Origin of the sequence: Bacillus sp. AR2-1 (assembly GCF_008368755.1) — a bacterium.
Classification (GTDB): domain Bacteria; phylum Bacillota; class Bacilli; order Bacillales; family Bacillaceae_G; genus Bacillus_A; species Bacillus_A wiedmannii.
On record NZ_QORY01000023.1, the window covers coordinates 1 to 16,056 of the forward strand.

General features: G+C 34.7%; 22 protein-coding genes and 5 pseudogenes. 22 read left to right on the top strand and 5 right to left on the bottom strand.

Features of this window, described 5'->3' with window-relative positions; translation table 11 throughout:
- Nucleotides 1–469, top strand: a pseudogene (locus DT250_RS24485) (hypothetical protein); the annotation flags it as partial.
- A 297-nt stretch (nucleotides 470–766) separates the two neighbouring features.
- Here the strand turns inward: DT250_RS24485 and DT250_RS24490 are convergent.
- A pseudogene (locus tag DT250_RS24490) lies at nucleotides 767–1,231 on the bottom strand (restriction endonuclease).
- A 36-nt stretch (nucleotides 1,232–1,267) separates the two neighbouring features.
- Nucleotides 1,268–1,468 carry a helix-turn-helix domain-containing protein gene (locus DT250_RS24495; protein ID WP_000445877.1) on the bottom strand — a complete coding sequence of 67 codons (201 nt, stop codon included), beginning with the start codon at nucleotides 1,466–1,468 and terminating at the stop codon, nucleotides 1,268–1,270.
- Between the two features lie 139 nt (nucleotides 1,469–1,607).
- Between DT250_RS24495 and DT250_RS24500 the strand changes: the two genes are divergently transcribed.
- The 4 genes and pseudogenes from DT250_RS24500 (at nucleotide 1,608) to DT250_RS24515 (ending at nucleotide 3,962) form a co-directional block, all read left to right on the top strand.
- Nucleotides 1,608–1,910: a hypothetical protein gene (locus DT250_RS24500; protein WP_088122225.1), complete on the top strand. Its 303-nt coding sequence runs from the start codon at nucleotides 1,608–1,610 to the stop codon at nucleotides 1,908–1,910.
- Complete coding sequence (locus DT250_RS24505) at nucleotides 1,907–2,089, top strand: hypothetical protein (protein WP_061674231.1); 183 nt, start codon at nucleotides 1,907–1,909, stop codon at nucleotides 2,087–2,089. The genes DT250_RS24500 and DT250_RS24505 overlap by 4 nt, the downstream gene beginning before the upstream one ends.
- Nucleotides 2,090–2,207: 118 nt before the next feature.
- Nucleotides 2,208–3,399 (top strand): annotated as a pseudogene (locus DT250_RS32720) (FtsK/SpoIIIE domain-containing protein).
- A 109-nt stretch (nucleotides 3,400–3,508) separates the two neighbouring features.
- Nucleotides 3,509–3,962, top strand: a pseudogene (locus DT250_RS24515) (replication-relaxation family protein).
- A gap of 366 nt (nucleotides 3,963–4,328) precedes the next feature.
- On the opposite strand, the gene DT250_RS24520 reads toward DT250_RS24515, so the two are convergent.
- Nucleotides 4,329–4,829, bottom strand: coding sequence for a YxiF family protein (locus tag DT250_RS24520; RefSeq protein WP_088063582.1), 501 nt, complete (start codon nucleotides 4,827–4,829; stop codon nucleotides 4,329–4,331).
- 376 nt (nucleotides 4,830–5,205) lie between these two features.
- On the opposite strand from DT250_RS24520, the pseudogene DT250_RS24530 reads away from it, so the two are divergent.
- Nucleotides 5,206–5,460, top strand: a pseudogene (locus DT250_RS24530) (thiaminase II/PqqC family protein); the annotation flags it as partial.
- 297 nt (nucleotides 5,461–5,757) lie between these two features.
- A complete protein-coding gene (locus tag DT250_RS24535; RefSeq protein ID WP_149213828.1) occupies nucleotides 5,758–6,459 on the top strand; it encodes a pPIWI_RE module domain-containing protein in 702 nt (233 codons plus the stop codon).
- 38 nt (nucleotides 6,460–6,497) lie between these two features.
- Here the strand turns inward: DT250_RS24535 and DT250_RS24540 are convergent, their stop codons facing one another.
- Nucleotides 6,498–7,607: a tyrosine-type recombinase/integrase gene (locus tag DT250_RS24540; protein WP_149213829.1), complete on the bottom strand. Its 1,110-nt coding sequence runs from the start codon at nucleotides 7,605–7,607 to the stop codon at nucleotides 6,498–6,500.
- 202 nt (nucleotides 7,608–7,809) lie between these two features.
- Here DT250_RS24540 and DT250_RS31800 point away from each other — a divergent pair, with 202 nt between their 5' ends.
- The 6 genes from DT250_RS31800 to DT250_RS31810 all read left to right on the top strand — a co-directional run bounded on the left by DT250_RS31800 (nucleotide 7,810) and on the right by DT250_RS31810 (nucleotide 10,336).
- Complete coding sequence (locus DT250_RS31800) at nucleotides 7,810–7,959, top strand: hypothetical protein (RefSeq protein ID WP_179952858.1); 150 nt, start codon at nucleotides 7,810–7,812, stop codon at nucleotides 7,957–7,959.
- Nucleotides 7,960–7,980: 21 nt separating this feature from the next.
- Nucleotides 7,981–8,169, top strand: a complete 189-nt coding sequence (locus DT250_RS24545; RefSeq protein ID WP_106383200.1) for a hypothetical protein — start codon at nucleotides 7,981–7,983, stop codon at nucleotides 8,167–8,169.
- 2 nt (nucleotides 8,170–8,171) lie between these two features.
- Nucleotides 8,172–8,360 carry a hypothetical protein gene (locus DT250_RS24550; protein WP_098115603.1) on the top strand — a complete coding sequence of 63 codons (189 nt, stop codon included), beginning with the start codon at nucleotides 8,172–8,174 and terminating at the stop codon, nucleotides 8,358–8,360.
- Nucleotides 8,361–8,814: 454 nt separating this feature from the next.
- The gene (locus tag DT250_RS24555; protein ID WP_149213830.1) at nucleotides 8,815–9,912 is read left to right on the top strand and encodes an AimR family lysis-lysogeny pheromone receptor; all 1,098 of its coding nucleotides are present in this window, start codon (nucleotides 8,815–8,817) and stop codon (nucleotides 9,910–9,912) included.
- Between the two features lie 12 nt (nucleotides 9,913–9,924).
- Nucleotides 9,925–10,074: a hypothetical protein gene (locus tag DT250_RS31805; RefSeq protein WP_088046583.1), complete on the top strand. Its 150-nt coding sequence runs from the start codon at nucleotides 9,925–9,927 to the stop codon at nucleotides 10,072–10,074.
- A 121-nt stretch (nucleotides 10,075–10,195) separates the two neighbouring features.
- Complete coding sequence (locus tag DT250_RS31810) at nucleotides 10,196–10,336, top strand: hypothetical protein (protein WP_176373009.1); 141 nt, start codon at nucleotides 10,196–10,198, stop codon at nucleotides 10,334–10,336.
- 19 nt (nucleotides 10,337–10,355) lie between these two features.
- On the opposite strand, the gene DT250_RS24560 is transcribed toward DT250_RS31810, so the two are convergent.
- Nucleotides 10,356–10,694, bottom strand: coding sequence for a helix-turn-helix domain-containing protein (locus DT250_RS24560; RefSeq protein WP_098102670.1), 339 nt, complete (start codon nucleotides 10,692–10,694; stop codon nucleotides 10,356–10,358).
- Nucleotides 10,695–10,863: 169 nt separating this feature from the next.
- Here DT250_RS24560 and DT250_RS24565 point away from each other — a divergent pair, with 169 nt between their 5' ends.
- The 9 genes from DT250_RS24565 to DT250_RS24595 all read left to right on the top strand — a co-directional run bounded on the left by DT250_RS24565 (nucleotide 10,864) and on the right by DT250_RS24595 (nucleotide 16,041).
- Nucleotides 10,864–11,073 (top strand): helix-turn-helix domain-containing protein, encoded by a 210-nt coding sequence (locus tag DT250_RS24565; protein WP_088046585.1) that lies wholly within the window; start codon nucleotides 10,864–10,866, stop codon nucleotides 11,071–11,073.
- 123 nt (nucleotides 11,074–11,196) lie between these two features.
- On the top strand, nucleotides 11,197–11,472 hold the full coding sequence (locus DT250_RS24570) for a helix-turn-helix domain-containing protein (protein WP_098116389.1): 276 nt from the start codon (nucleotides 11,197–11,199) through the stop codon (nucleotides 11,470–11,472).
- Nucleotides 11,465–11,620 (top strand): hypothetical protein, encoded by a 156-nt coding sequence (locus tag DT250_RS31815; RefSeq protein ID WP_179952859.1) that lies wholly within the window; start codon nucleotides 11,465–11,467, stop codon nucleotides 11,618–11,620. Before DT250_RS24570 ends, DT250_RS31815 begins: the two co-directional genes overlap by 8 nt.
- Complete coding sequence (locus DT250_RS24575; RefSeq protein WP_149213831.1) at nucleotides 11,617–11,937, top strand: hypothetical protein; 321 nt, start codon at nucleotides 11,617–11,619, stop codon at nucleotides 11,935–11,937. Before DT250_RS31815 ends, DT250_RS24575 begins: the two co-directional genes overlap by 4 nt.
- Entirely contained in the window at nucleotides 11,938–12,111 is a 174-nt protein-coding gene (locus tag DT250_RS31820; RefSeq protein WP_179952860.1) for a hypothetical protein, read from the top strand.
- A gap of 61 nt (nucleotides 12,112–12,172) precedes the next feature.
- On the top strand, nucleotides 12,173–12,388 hold the full coding sequence (locus tag DT250_RS24580) for a YqaI family protein (protein WP_149213832.1): 216 nt from the start codon (nucleotides 12,173–12,175) through the stop codon (nucleotides 12,386–12,388).
- A 74-nt stretch (nucleotides 12,389–12,462) separates the two neighbouring features.
- Nucleotides 12,463–13,998, top strand: coding sequence for an AAA family ATPase (locus DT250_RS24585; protein WP_149213833.1), 1,536 nt, complete (start codon nucleotides 12,463–12,465; stop codon nucleotides 13,996–13,998).
- On the top strand, nucleotides 13,991–14,914 hold the full coding sequence (locus DT250_RS24590; RefSeq protein WP_149213834.1) for a RecT family recombinase: 924 nt from the start codon (nucleotides 13,991–13,993) through the stop codon (nucleotides 14,912–14,914). Before DT250_RS24585 ends, DT250_RS24590 begins: the two co-directional genes overlap by 8 nt.
- Nucleotides 14,915–15,099: 185 nt before the next feature.
- Nucleotides 15,100–16,041: a DnaD domain-containing protein gene (locus tag DT250_RS24595; RefSeq protein ID WP_149213835.1), complete on the top strand. Its 942-nt coding sequence runs from the start codon at nucleotides 15,100–15,102 to the stop codon at nucleotides 16,039–16,041.
- Nucleotides 16,042–16,056 lie beyond the last annotated feature (15 nt).

Genomic DNA, 16,056 nt, shown 5'->3' on the forward strand with positions numbered 1-16,056 from the left:
CTCAACACAAACAATCAGATCCAAAAAAAACACTGGTATTTCTGCAAAATCATCAAAAAACCAAAAATCTTCTCGGGTTTTATTAAAATTAAGTGATACTTTTAATACTTCACTAACCTCCAAAAAATTTATACTATCGCAAGATAATTCGCAATTATTATTCAATCAAAAAGAATCTTATTACCAAATAGATACATCTAATAATATTGAAAAAATAAAAATTGAAATTAAAAAATTACTATATGATTATCAATTAATTAATTTATACATTGTATTATTTTTAGAAGGTATTCATATCAAAGGCTTTATACTGCATATTAGCGAAGAGCTAGTTACTATTATTGGACCCAACTTAAAAGTAGAAAGTAATTCAGCTGATAACATTATAGAATCACCAAACAGAATTACCATAAAGATTGAAATGATTCAAGCGATTGGTGATGCGGAAACTCCTCTCAAGCTAAGATAAATTTGTATATCAATATGGATAGTAGTTATGTATCCATATTGATATACAGCTATCGTGGTAATATGAAATTAATACTTCTTCTTGAGTTTGCATTGAATGTATAAGTTCTCATTTAAGTTGTTTTTGTATATCTTCTGTAACTGTTGGCTTCGGATTTTTATTTAAATCGTTTAGTATTTCACAAATTCCTGCGAACTATTCCGACATACGTTGTGTACGGTAAGTATACATAAGTTCTGTTTAAAGCGTGAGTTAGTAACGAAAAACCACCGTTCAAAAGTATGGGACTTTATATTTTTATGAATTTAGCATGTCGATAAGTGAGTTGCCATCAATTAATTCAATGTTCTTATTTGCTGCATATTGTCTTGCGTTCTTATTGAAATGACTTAGTGTTACGAAATATCCTCCAACAGCATCAGCATCCACAATTGCGCTATGAAGCTTCTGAATAAAGGGTCTTCCAATGGAGTTTTTCGTATAGCGTTTTACCTCGACGAATTTCATTTTATTCTCTTAATAAAGAATGATGTCTTTGCCGCCATCGTTAGAGCCAGAAGTTACTTGAACTTTATAACCAAGAGAACGAAAGACATCAGCTACAAAATATTCAAATTCCCTCGGATCCATTACTTCTAAATTGCTACGAGTTGCACTTCTTTTGATTCGCTCGGTTCTAATTTCTTCAGGTGTTACGTGCGGACTTTTTGTTATTGCACCAATTAGAAAAACAATTACAAGCAATGCTATTGCCCAAATCATGCAATTCACCTCAGTATGAGTATGTCCAAATGATGATTATTCTATTTCTTCATCTTCAATCCAAATTTCTTCTAATTTCATTTCCAATACACGTGCAATGCGATAGGCGACAGGTAAGGTTGGAAGTCCACCTTTTATTAAATTAGTCATTGTGGATGTTGCAATCCCAACTTTTTTAGCAATAAAACTGTATTTAATTCCACGTGCATCCAAAATTTCTTTCAAACGACTTTCCATATCATCACCCTTTTTTAGTTGTCCTACGAATTTTTTCTCGAAGGACAGGCAAAATCCTCCTTTCTAGGTCATATACCTTTATCAAGACCATGAGGAATACCAAGTGGAATCAAGGACATCAAGAAGGGAGAGGACGCATATGCGTTGGCAATTCTCACATTTAAACGAAACGCCTTACCTATATCCATCGAAAGAGTTGAGAAATATGTATTGGGGTTCTAATGGCAAGAAAGAAACAAACGCAATTGTGGATCACATGGAAAGACATGAGGTTTTTAACAATCGTGAATATAAAGGCTATTACCGTTTATCGAACGATATTATGGATGATTTATATGAAGATAAGGATGAAGTGCTTGATTGGGGAGACGTCATTAATGAGTATCAACCGGTTATGATAGCGAAGGGATTACAACTCATTCGAAAAGAGGGATTCAAATGACAATCGTTGGTGAAGCGGTAGTAGTATGGACTGCAACAGGCTTGTCAGTGATTACGATGAAGGTTGCAGAAAAAATGGGGCAGAGTGTTCCACGTTGGCTTCCACGAATGACCATGTACACAACGCTCACAGGCTCGTTCTTGTATCTTCTACGTTATGTTCTTTTCGCGTTTCTATAGGGGAATACCAACGTGGAATTTCAGGACATTTACTGGTCGTTGGCATAAAGCGTGTACGGGAGTATTCCGAAAATAAGGGATATATACCCTAATAAAGGGTATATGGGGAGTGGAGAAAATGATTGAATTATTACTCGTTCCAGCTGCAGGTATAACAGTGGCATTATTCGGTGAAAAGTTCAAAAGTAAAAATGATGATAAGCGAAAAATACAGGTGTTTTTTGAAGTAGCTGGTATTGCGATTAAAAGAAATAATGAAGAAAAATTGCAATATCCAAAGTTCCAAAAACAAATTGATGATGATCGTAGTACGACTTATGTTTACACTTTACCGCTTGGCATGCCCAGTAAAATTATTCAGAAGGTAGAGGATGTGGTAAGCGAGGGACTAAATAAACCAGTACGGATCCAGTACGATAATTATAAATTGAATATTCGTGTATTCCACAGAGAAATACCGAAGAACTGGTCATGGTCAATGGATTTAGTAACGAAAGGAAAATGGCGTATTCCAGTTGGCCAGAGTTTAGAAACAATTGTTTATCACGATTTTGATGAGAGGCCGCATATGGCTATAGGTGGATTAATTCGCATGGGGAAAACTGTCTTTCTTAAAAACATGTTTGCTTCCTTATCGTTAGCGAATCCAAATCATGCTCATTTTTATTTAATTGATTTAAAAGAAGAAGGACTCGAATTTAGCGAATATAAAAAGCTAAAACAAGTTGAAAAAATCGCAGAAACATCAGAGTAAGCACATGGTATGCTGCTAAAAGTAATGGAGAAAATGCATGAGCGTGGGAAGTACATGAAAGAACGTGGCATCAAGAATATTGTTCATACGATAGAAAAAGACCGGTATTTCATTGTAGTAGATGAAGGGGCGGTACTCGCGCCTGCAAAAGGATTACCGAGGGCTCATAATAAAATGCTGGAAGAGTGTCAATACATGCTTAGTCACATTGCGCGTGTTGGAGGAGCACTAGGGTTTCGTATTGTCTTCTGTACGCAATATCCGACAGGAGATACATTGCCAAGGGTAGTAAAACAAATGGCGAATGCGAAACTTGGTTTCCGTTTACCGACTCGTACTGCATCAGAATTTGTTATTGATCAGCCCGGATTAGAACAACTACCATCTATTCCAGGAAGAGCTATATATATGAAGGAAAACTTCACCGTATTGCAAGTGCCGTATATCGATGACAAGGTCATGTGGGAACATCTAAAAGAATATGAGGTGGAAAAACATGAATATCCAGAGTCACATGAAAATCAACCGTCAGATTTGCAATACTTGCGACGATTAGAAAGCTTCAGTTTGCAACAAGGAGACATTTGATGAGTGTGCATGATATGGGCGGTATTCGAAATGCAAACCGTATTATGTGAGAGTTAAAACCATACGTAAGTAAAACAATACAAAGGAAGGAATACGTATATTATTTGAACAAAGAAGGGCATGCCATGTTCGGTGATGATGGGAAAGTTGTGTCGAGAGGAAAACTAGCTCATGCACTATTATGGAATGCAGCATGGTTGCATTTATTTTGTCCGGACGATTGGCAGATTGAAACGGATATACGTTATATAAAGAACAAAAAGAAAAAGAAAATAGTTCCTGATGTGAAGTTTCGTGATGAAGAAAGTATACTTCATGCAGTTGAGCTAGATCGTTCGCATGATGATGGTGTAACATGTCTACAATTAATGTTAAATATGAATTATGAGAAAATAAAACAATATGGATCAAGTACAAGTAGGTCATTTGTTCCATTATCGCAGTCTTCCATTTGTCTTGCTGATTGTATTTGGATTACTAGGTGCAATTACATTAGGGGGATTAGTTTTATCTGTATGTTCAATTACATAAAGGTTGTTATTTGCAAGAAGGGCACTGACATAAGGTGTTCTTTTTTAGTTTTATTGTAAAAGTTAAATACATTACATCATTCTTATCGAAACAAAGGAGTTCAGTCCCTAACGGTGCGCGTCAAGGGGCTGAAATTTGAGAATCCTTCTTTAATAGATAAATATGATTATCAATCTCTCGCATTATAACACTAGGTTAATTAAATTTGAAACTTTTTATCTATCTTCAACGCTATTCTATTTCATTTGAATTAAAGTAGCAGCAGGTATACCAATTCCTTCTAAATGATGATTTTTAGATACAAGCCAATTGTTTTCATCCAATAGGATTGGATTTACATCGTCTGAATGTGGATTGTTTTATAATTTAGATTTTTGTGATTCCCCACATACTGAATTCATAATGATATTCCGTTCTTTCGATACATACGCCGTATTCTAAATCATCACCAACTAATATAAAATCAGCATACCCAGTTAGAAATCTTGATATGGTTGATAATTCTTCTAAATTATCAAATACTTCAGCAATGTTTAGCTTAACTGCTTCAAATTTACCACCCTTAGAGAAAAAGAGTCTCCCTTGATTAACTGGAAATTGAATAGTTTTAGCTGTTTCTTTTAACAGCGCTATTGATAGTCTTCTGTTTTCTTCATAATCAGTGCTACCAAAATTTTTTATGTTTGAATTTTGTTCTAGCGTATTAAATAATTCTTTACAAAATAAATCATTAGATTCTGCATCCATAAATGAGTCCATAGAAATCGTAACAATATTAGTAAGTTCGTCTATCAGTTCTTTTCTACTAGCTTTTCTTTTTGCTTTCATTTTTAGAATTTCGATTCGGCTTTTATTCATATTACTCAAAATTTTTCACACCTTTAGTTTCTTAATGTTTTCCTTTTTTCCAGTGGTCTTCCTTTTTCATCATCTGCAGTATGGAAATGGGAACCCCTTCCCATTTTATCTTCTCTATACTCAATTATATATACTTTTTCATTCTTAATATTAGAGCCCACCTATGTTCACTAGTTCCATCAAAGATTTGTGTAGGTTTGTGGTATGAAGTAGAGTTTGGGATTCCAGCGTTTCGTCTAGCTTTACGATAGCCATTACTAGTTAATAATTTTTCCTGTCTCTCAAGATGAGCTTTATAATTTTCAGTAGCTCTAGCTGTGAAGTGAAAAATAAAGCCATTCTATGGATGGATTTTCTAATGTATACTTACTAATTTGATAAATGTTTAAAAAAGTGTCAGCCAGAAGAGCCAATTTAAAATGATTGGCTTTCTATTTACGGATCTGATTGATTCCGTACATTAGTTGAAGAGCAAATTACATGGTTAGATATTATCGCTGAAAAAGTGACAGAGTCTGACCGCAAGCGAATGAAACAGCATTTTCTTATTAGTAGTCAATATGAATATTCATTTTGGGAGATAGCTTATGCCTTAGAAAAATGGCCAGTGGATACAGAAGTAAAAGATGTAATAGGGTAAAGAAAAGAGGTATTGCTATACATATGTATGGTCAATACCTCTTTTTATACTCTTTTGTAAAATTATTGTAAATCTTAAATGCAATACGCAATTTATATTGTATAATCCTAATGTAATGTATTTAGTATATATAAGGAGGGCTATGTATGATAATTTCTTTTAACTTTTATAAGAGTCATTTCATTAATACGTTAATCGGATAAGTAGTATTTGTTATTCTTTTAAATAATTAGATTATGTGATAATACTTTAGTTTTTTTGTAATCAAGAAAAATGAAGAAAGGAAGTAATCATTCTATGGAAAAATTAAAGTTGTTAACATTTGAAAATATAGTAGAACCTCTTTTAAACGAAAGTGTATCATTTATATATTTTCCTATTGATTGGCTCGATATTGTAGAGATACATTATAAGACGTTTTTATTAACGAGTAAGTTGAAACGATTGAATGAAAGATTATATGATATGTTTTCTGATATATTGTTTATTCAGCATAATCCATATGTATTAAATGAAAATACACCATGGATTGTATCCAAAGAACCTATTAGAAAAGAACAACTTGATTATATTTTCCAAAGTTGGTATGAGGTGATTCATGATTGGAAACCTAATAAATTAATAGAATTGCCAAAATATGAATGGCATTACGATTTAATTTCTAATTTAACAGTACTACATGATAATGAAATATATTCTAAGTGGGTGCCCGCTTTAATTTCACATATTTTTTGTGAACAACCTGTACGATTAGAGAATATCAACGAAGAAGATATATATTTTTCTCCTCTTAGATCACAAAATATTTGTGAGGCAATGTCAGAGCCTATTAAAGATGAAAAAACTCAAGATTATTTCGCCTATGTATATCGGTTTGAATGTATCACGCGCGGAGGCGAAAATATTCCGTTATTAAATGTTTCAATAGGAATTCGGAGGTTTTATCAAGAATATAAGATGTTGAGTCAAACAAACCTTGATATAACAGCGTTTGTTTGACTTATTTTTATGAAATGCAAACATTTTGCAAACATAAGTTATCCAAAAATGCTTTTACCGAAGTTTTTAACAGCTTCTTCTTGCATATTCGGTAAAATATGCGAATAAACACTTAATGTCATTGAAATGTCTGTATGACCTAATCGCTCACTGATAATTTTAGGGTTAACTCCTTGTTTCAATAGTATAGTAGCGTGTGTATGTCTTAAATCATGGAATTTAATTTCTTTTATACCCGCTTTGTGTGTATCTCTAATGAAGCTTTTTCTGAAATGCGCTTTTTTTATTATTCTTCCAAACTCATTACAATTAATTAAATCTTGATCTTGATAAGCAGAGCCAAACCTTAATTTCTCTTTATTAATTAAAAGCTTATGTCTTTTTAAGGATTCTATAGTTTCTTTAGGTACAGGAATAGTACGCTTTGATGAATTTGTTTTTGCTGTTTTTTTGATTTTATTGTCATGGCCAGATGTTTGGTTTATCGTAACGGTGTGTTTTTCAAAATCAACGTCCTGCCATCGTAAGCCTAGAACTTCTCCCATACGCATACCTGTAGTTATTGCAAGTAGATACCCAATGTGATATCGTGATTCTTGTGAATACAAAAGAAACTTTTTTACTTCTTCCTCTGTCCAAGTTTGGATAGAGGTTCTTTCTTTTTTCGGTATCTCAGCAAAAGCAGCTGGATTTCGAGAAATAACATTTTGTTTTACAGCTAGATTTAAAGCGCTCTTTAATATTCTATGCATAAGCAGAATAGAATTGTTTGCAATACCTTTATTTATCGCAGTTTTATAGCATTTTTGAATGTGCATAACATTTAATTTATGGAGTGCAACCATTCCTACACTAGGTATAACATGTTGGTTGATAAATGCCCTATAACCAACAAAAGTACTTCTTTCTATACTCATACTTTTAATTTCTAGCCAGTGATTTAGATACTCTTTTAACGTAACTTTAGAAGGTTCTATAAAAGTTCCTTCATTTAATTCTGTAATCTTCTTCGCAACATCAGCCTGTGCTTCTTTTTTTGTCTTATACCCAGAAAACCACTTTTGTCTTCTTTTTCCTGTCTCTAGATCAGGTCCAATGTCGACTACAATACAATATTTATTACCTCTTTTTCGAATATGTCCTTTCACTTAAAACACTCCTTCAATTATTTTTGAATCAAGTTGTATAAGTCTAGTTGTAATTTTGCTGCTATGAAAATTACATAGTTGGACATATCAGCGATGGATACATTTTACCATATATGAACAAATTCAGTTATAGGATATGATTGTCAGTCGATGTTAAATAATAGTAAAATATTAATAGATTCGGATAAAGGGAGGGGAGAATATGGGAGAATTCACAAAGGACCTTGGTGGTCACAAGGTTACTGATCCTGGTGTAGGTTGGCACAACGAACCAGGCGGCGGTGGCTGGAGATATAATCAAGAACCGGGCACAGGATGGAAACCAATTTCTGGTCCAGGGACAGGTGTATAAAAGAAAGGGGAGAGTGAGATTATGAAATGCTACATAAAAGACCCAGGAGGTTCAAAGGTAATTTCTGATCCAGGAGGCGCAGGTGGAAGTCCATTAGTACTTGATCCAGGTAATGGGGGCGCAGGATTAAAAATAGAACCAGGTGGACATAGAATGAACGAGCCAGGTGGTGGAGGTTTAAAAAATAATACTGATCCAGGAGGATGGTAATTATGTTATTACACTCTAAAGAATCACAGGAACCTGGTACAGGGTGGAAGTTATGCGATCCGGGTACAGGAATGGGTATTTTCGATCCAGGACCGGGCGGGGGATATACAACTGATCCAGGTGGTGGAATGGGTATGTATGATCCAGGAGCAGGTGGAGGATATATAAAAGACCCGGGCACAGGAATATAAAAAAGAGAGCTAAGTGCTCTCTTTTTTTGTTGGTAAAAATTTGTTGATTTTTACCGTTTTGATTGGAAAAAGATTTCCACTATAATCGACTTATAACAACTCTTTTATTATTTAAAAACAATTAGAATAAATGTTCTTGTAATAGTGAGATATTCTTAGTAAGAACATGGATTTTTCGAAAAAAACTTTCTCAACATGAATTTACTGTTAATGAAATGAATGTTCTAAATCTTGTGATAAACTTATTTTAAATGAAAAATAAGAACAAAAAAGACCCATAGCGCAGCAAAAGTAGTGTGCAGCCACTCTTTCGCTGTTCCCTAATACGGATAGGGAAAACTTTTGCCATGAGTCAGCCCAAGTATAACATAATATTTCAAAAGAAATCCCCTATGGTACAGTTTTTCTATTGAGAAAATTCGGGTAGGTGTCTCGTGTTCAAGGAGGCTTTAGTATGAATAAGGCAATCGGCTTTGGAGGTATTGTTTCAAGTGATGATTTGAATTCAGCGAAATTATCAAAAATAACAAATTTATCGCAGTCAAATTTATGGAAAACATTGAATGGGAAAGTTCCTATGACTTTCACAAAACTAATGAAAATCTTGGGTGGACTTGATTCTGAAGAGAAGAAAATGGAAGTGGTTCAGGAATTTTTAAAGTGTACTGATAAAGAAGCTGATGTACGGCTTGCTATGTATTACTTATATTTATCAGGTTATACAGAATTACTACATGATCTTATTGGGAAAGAGTATAAACAATCAGTTACTAATAATTATAAAGAGATTTTTCGCGTTTGTTTAGAAAGACAAACTCGTTTATTAAGGTCAGGAGAATTTCTTAAAGAAATAGAAGAGTTACGCACAAAAGTCAATTTAAATAAACCAGGGGTGAGCATACTTGTGAACACCCTAAGTATATATGGTTATTTTGATTTAGGAGCATACAATGTTTTAACAGTGTTACAAGGGATGATACAAGATAAAATAAATGATATGCCAAAAGGTTTGGAAAGAACCTTAAATGAGGTAGAGTTAAACATAATATGCTCATATGCGTATTTAATGCAGGATGAAGTAGGTATGGCTAGAGAGTTATTAAAAAAAGTGCTAGAAGAAGAAGGGGTTCCAAGTTTATTAAAAGCTACAGCATTAAGTATATTTGCGGAAAGTTATATTTTCTGCGACCCTGATAAAGCATTGTATTATTTTGAGCTTTCACTTGTAGAATTGAAAAAAATAAAAAATAACAAATCATTACTTAAAAGAAAATTAGTGGAAAATACCACCTCTTTTTGTTGTATTATTCATAATTTTTCCGTAAAATCAGAATATATACATCATAACGCTGAAAGGGCGTTACAGTATATTCGTCAGAATAAGAATAGTAAAGCTTCTGCAATTTTACATCAAATTGATAATCGAACTGCAATTCAAGACTTTTATTTATCAATAGCAACAAAGGATGAAGTATTGCGCAGAAAAGCATATCACCGATTCTTAAAAGACGGCAATTTATTCTACATAAAAATCTTTGATATCTTAAAGTGAGGGACAATGAGAATGAAAAAAATAGTAGCTAGTTTAGTTATTGCATGTACGCTTACATTATCAGTGTTATCTGTTAGTTCGGTATCAATTAAAGATAATCAAGCCACTGAAAAAGTAAAAGAAGTACAAATGATGAGAATGGACCCAGGCACTTTAGGATAATAAATGATTTAAAAATGCCATTGCATCTAAAGATGCGATGGCATTTCGTACGTTTAGGGGATTATTCATTTTCTTCATTTTGGCATTTTTGAATAATTAAGGGTGATGGGGGAAGGGTTATATGGGGCATCTAACAAAAGGAAAATCAGAAATGATTATTGTTGAAAAGAGAATGGAATCATTATTAAAAAAGGTTTATCAAGGTGATAAAGAAGCTTTAGAAAAGCTGAATAAAATAAAAAAAGCGATGGTTAGCAATTAAGCTATCTATCGCTTTTTTCTTATAACTCATTTTTGATCATATTAATTATTTCTTCACGTTTCTTCGGACTCAGGTCATTTATCTGTTGCATTATTTCTTTGAGGTCATCTTTTATTGATTTCGAATCTGTTGAATTTAAATTTTTATATTCAGAAATCCCCATGATGTAGTCTGCTGACACTCCGGATATACGAGACATCTTTTCAACGGTCTCTCTAGATGGGTTTCTATGACCATTTTCATATAAAGAAATCATTGATTTTTTAGCATTTATAGCTTCTGCGAATTCAAGTTGACTCATTTTAAGAAGCTCTACTCGTATCTCTTTAATTCTAATACCAATTATATTTTCGCTCATTAGTAAATCCTCCCCTAAAAATTCATTGAGTTCAGTCAATGAATTCCCTATATAGAATGTAACAAAAAGGTTTGCTACAAGACAACTAAATTTTTTTGAATAAAAAGGTTGCTTGAAGCAAACCTTTAATATATAATCAAATTAACAAACAAGATGAAGGTGATAAAAAATGATGGTACTTGATACCGAAAAAGTTAAAGCCTTACGAACACAGCTTGGATTTAGTCAGAGTTATGTTGCTGAAAATGTTGGTTATCGAAACAAATCAATCTACTGCAATTTGGAATTGGGTAATAGACAGCCAAGCATTACAAAGTTGGTTAAAATAGCAAAATTGTTAAATGTAAACACTGAAGAAATTTTAAAGGAGTCAGTTTAAGACGACTTTATTTTTTACCCAAAGGTTTGCTTGAAGCAAACTCAATAGGTATACTTTATGAGATATTTTTGCCTTAAATAAAAATTTCATAAGTAAATCACAGTTATAAAGGAGCGAAAGAAAATGGGATTAGATCAAATCATAAAAGAGTCAATCCGAGAAGTTGTTCGTGAAGAAATTCAAGCAGCATTAGCTTCATTCCAACTGCAAGCACAACCAAACAAAGTAATGAGAGTGAAAGAAGCGGCAGCTTACCTTAATATCGCAGTTTGCAGAATGTATGAGTTGGCAAATCATCCGCAGTTTCCGGTAATCCGAGAAGGGCGCAAATTACTCTTCTTACAAAAAGATTTGGAAGCATGGCTAGAAGCCCAAAAGGAGGAACCAAACGTTGGTTGAAAGTACATTCAGCCTTTTGGTTACAGCAATAATTATCGTGTCATTCGTGGGTGGTGTAGCGCTATTTGATACATTTGAAAAACTTATCAACGAGAACGAACAGCTGAAGCAGGAAAATCAAAAATTAAGGAAGGTGAAGAGAATATGAGCATTACAGCACGAGTTTTAGAAAAGGACTTACAAAAGAAACAAACGTTAGATGCATTTTTAAAATATTGTGAACAAAAGCAAATTGAGGCATTAAGAACACATGATGAAAAGTTATTGCGTGAGTGGGTTAAGGAAGCGCGATTAGCAAGAAGAGAACTTGCAGCACTGTATCGAGCGAAAGAAAAACAAGATGAGGAACGTGAAAGAGATCGTAAAAAGATTCTTGGAATTATTCAGCGGTTAAAAAGTCAGGGTGTTGATGCAAGCCCGGTGGAAAGAGCTCATTACATTACTCTTTGCGAGGAGGTGAGCTAAGTGAGAAATAAGTATGAAGGGTATTGTTATCGATGCGGCAAGAAGGTCGGAGTTAGGGAAGGTCACTTTGAACGTTTCCAAGGTAGATGGAGAACACAACATGCAACATGTGCCATTGAACATCGGAAGTTGAAAGAAAACAAAACAAACCGTCCTACCCCTAGAACGGTTTGAAAACGTATGACTCAGCATGATTATACCATATTCCATTCTTCTAATGAAGGAGGTGAGCTAGATGCTAGAAAACTCGATGTCGATGCACAATGGCTACGGCAAAGCTGATCCACAAGAACAAATGATTGACCATCCAATTGAGGATGCGTTAGGAAATGAAATTCTACCAGGTGACGAGTTTTTAATCGCACCAGATGGTGAAGTGGTCTTAAAAGATAACATCATGAATTACATGATTACGCAGCTTGGATTTGAGAAGAAAACCGCAGGGGAATAAAAAAGACACCTGTTACAGCAGGCGTCCATTTGAAAAACTTAGTTAACAATATTTTATCACAAGGGGGATATAAAATGCACGTTCAGTTTAAATCTTTGTCTATCTTAAATTTTAAGAATCATTCAAATTTACAAATTTTATTCGGTGATATTACTTCCATTGCAGGTAGAAATGGCGCTGGTAAGTCAACAATTGCTGAAACAATCACTTGGGTACTATTCGGAACAGATCCATTCGGAACAAAGCTTGATCCAAAACCAATCGGTGATTCAGATGCAGAAACGGTAGTCGAGCTGTTAATCGATGTAGACGGGAAAGAAATCTTAATCGGTCGCAAACAAAAGAAAACAGCAAAGTACTTTATTAACGAGGTGCCAAAGAAGGCAAAAGAGTTCGAATCGTGGGTAGAAGCGTTAATTGATAAACAAGCATTCTTATCACTGTTCAATCCTAATTTTTTCAGTACACAACACTGGCAAACGCAGCGTGAACAGCTTCTCACATATGTAAGTGAACCATTAAAAGCAGAAGTGTTTGTGGAATTGTCTAAATTACAGGTGGAATTACTCGAACAGAAATTGAAAAAGCATCCGTTGGAAGACTTACAGAAAGTGCATGCAGAACGAAAAAGAACACATGAAAAATCATACGAACGTGCAAGTGAGCGCGTTATTACCTTACAAGAACAACTGGATAAACAAAAAGAAGAACAGCCAGAAACGGATACAGAAGTCGTTAAACAAAAGCTAGCGGAATTACAGGCGGAACGTTCCGCAATCGATGAAAAAGTTCGCACATCACAGAAACAACAATCTGCATATACGCAAATGCAATATCAAATTGAAGGTGTTAAGCAAGAAATTGAAAAGCAAAAAGAAGTGGTTTTTGCAATCAAAGCGGAACAGGCGCAAGAGTCTTGCCACACATGCGGTCAAGCGTTACAAGGTGAAGCGCTAGATAAGGTAAAGCAAAATCGAATTGACCGTTTTGAACAAGCGAAACAACTCGGGAAAAGGATGGTAGCCAAACATAAAGAATTGGCGGAACAGTTCAAACAATTATCGCCAGTTGAAGTGGATGTAACGCAAACGAGCGAGTTAGATAGTCAAATCTTCTCATTAAACGCGACATTGAAACAAGTTCATAGCTTAGAGATTTTACAAAAAGAAATTGATGAAGCAACGGCAACGAAAGAACAAATTCGAAAAGAAAAAAATGAGTCCATTGTATTGCTGGATGCAATCAAAGATTTCCGTACAAAACGAAGTGAGTTAATGGTGAAAAAGATTCAAGCGTTATTTAAAACAATCGATGTACAACTGTACGAAACGCTGAAAAATGGCGAGGAACGTGCGACATTCGAAATCTTGATGGATGGCAAACCGTATAGCCGATTAAGTACAGCTGAAAAAATCAAAGCAGGTTTGGAAGTAATTGAAGTGTTAAGCAAGCAATCAGAGCTAATCGTTCCAACGTTCATCGATAACGCAGAGAGTATTTTACACTTTGAAAAACCAGTTGGCCAACTGATTGTGGCACAGGTTCAAGATACAGAATTTACAGTTCAAGCAAAAACAATTGAAAACAAGGAGGAAGTAATCAATGGCTAAAAATCAAGTAGCGGTTTCAAATACACAAGCGGTGGTAGGAAGTTTTACACAAAACGAACTGGATACAATCAAGGGAACCATCGCACTCGGAACATCAGATGAACAATTTGCGTTATTTGTTCAAACTTGTGTTAACTCAGGCTTAAATCCTTTCTTAAACCATATTTATTGCATCGTTTACAACACTAAAAACGGTCCGCAAATGAGTATTCAAATAGCAGTTGAGGGAGTGCTTGCTCTTGCAAGAAAAACAGATGGGTATAAAGGGGTAGACGCGCAACTTGTACATGAAAATGATGATTTTAAATATAACGCAACAACTAAAGAAATTACTCATTCTGTTGGTTTTCCGAGAGGTCGAGTAATTGGTGGGTATTCAGTAGCAAAGCGTGAAGGATTTGAAGATGTTGTAGTGCTAATGGAATCGAGTGAAGTTGAGCATATGACTAAAGGGCGCAATGCAGACATGTGGAAAGATTGGTTCAACGATATGTTCAAAAAGCATTTGTTAAAACGATCGGCTAAACTGCAGTACGGAATTGAAATTGGCGAAGACGAACCAGTTGCAAGTAAACCCGTTGAAGAGACCCCTTCTTATCAGCCGGGTGCTCGAGTAGATATTACACCAAACCAGCTGCAAGTTGAAGAAGGGGAAGTTATTGATCCGGATGAGGAAATCAAAAATCAGTGGTCTTCTATTAATGAAAAACTGCAGGGGTACGACATGACGAAAGATGATTTAAAAGCAATTATTAAAGAAAAATTCAACATGAAACCAAACGATTTATCGCTACAACAAATTACAGCCCTTTCTAAATTTATCGATTTAGAACATGCAAATCGTCAGAAAGAAGTAGTAATTGTTTCAGAGCAAAAAGAGCAGGAAGAATTCAACTTCGAAAATGAAGTGCTTTAATCTATGCAAAACGTTCCGTACAAAGTGCTTCTCCCCAGAGCATTCTGGAGAGAAGCAAAATCTAAAGATGAAATAAAAGAGCGGATAAAACAGTATTTTAGGACTTCTTATCCAGAATGTCAGATTAAAAAAGTCATTAAGGAGAACGGGTCTTACATTGCGATTTGTGAGAGGAAGTGAGTCATTTGAACAGCAAGGTGCTACAAATTGGACAAATGAACTTCCGTGGAAATGTGATAGATCATGGTTGGTTTAAAACGATCACATTAGACAACGGAAAGCCATATGTAATTGCCATTACCATCTTAGGGGAAGTTGTTTATTGGTATAAACCAACAGAAATAAGGGATGAAGAATCAAATCAAGTAAAGTACAAACAGAAATTCAAGGCGGATATGCTTCAGAAGAATTATCAACAGCTTGCAGATTCGTTTGGCTTTACTAAAAGACAAGTAAAAGATGCATGTGATTATTTGAAAGATAGAAACTTGCTTCGCATTGAATTTCGAACGGTATTTGTAAATGGTACTAGGTGCAATAACGTGATGTTTATTGAACCTGTTCCGGAAGAGATACAAAAAATATCAATCTTATATTGGGGAAATGGTACCCCTCCTACGCTGAAACGTAATAGCCCTCCTACGATAGAAAGTGATAGCCTATTACGTTCAAGCGTACCAGCCTCTTACGATAAAACGGAGGAGCCTCCTACGTTAGAACGTAAGACAAATACAGAGATTACTACAAATATTACTACAGAGAATGTAAGTAGTAGTAGCAGTCCTAATTGCTTCAATTTTTATGAAGAAAATTTCGGTATGATAAAGCCGTTTGTCGCAGAAGAAATTGGTCACTGGATTGATGATTTAAGCGAAGAAGTAGTTATCGCTGCTATGCAAAGAGCATTACGGAAAAACAAGCGGTGGAATTACGCAGTGGGTATTTTAGAAGATTGGGCTAATAACAACATTCGCACATTAGCTGATATTGAATCATCTGAAGAAGAATTTCGTCGTAACGCAAATAAACGGACAGGAAAAGTAAAGGGCGGTGGATCGAATGGGTCAGTTAAAACAAGTAAATCAAGTGAAGAGTTCTTCAGCAAATACGATTTCTCAAACAGCTAGGAAGAAAGCGGTGGA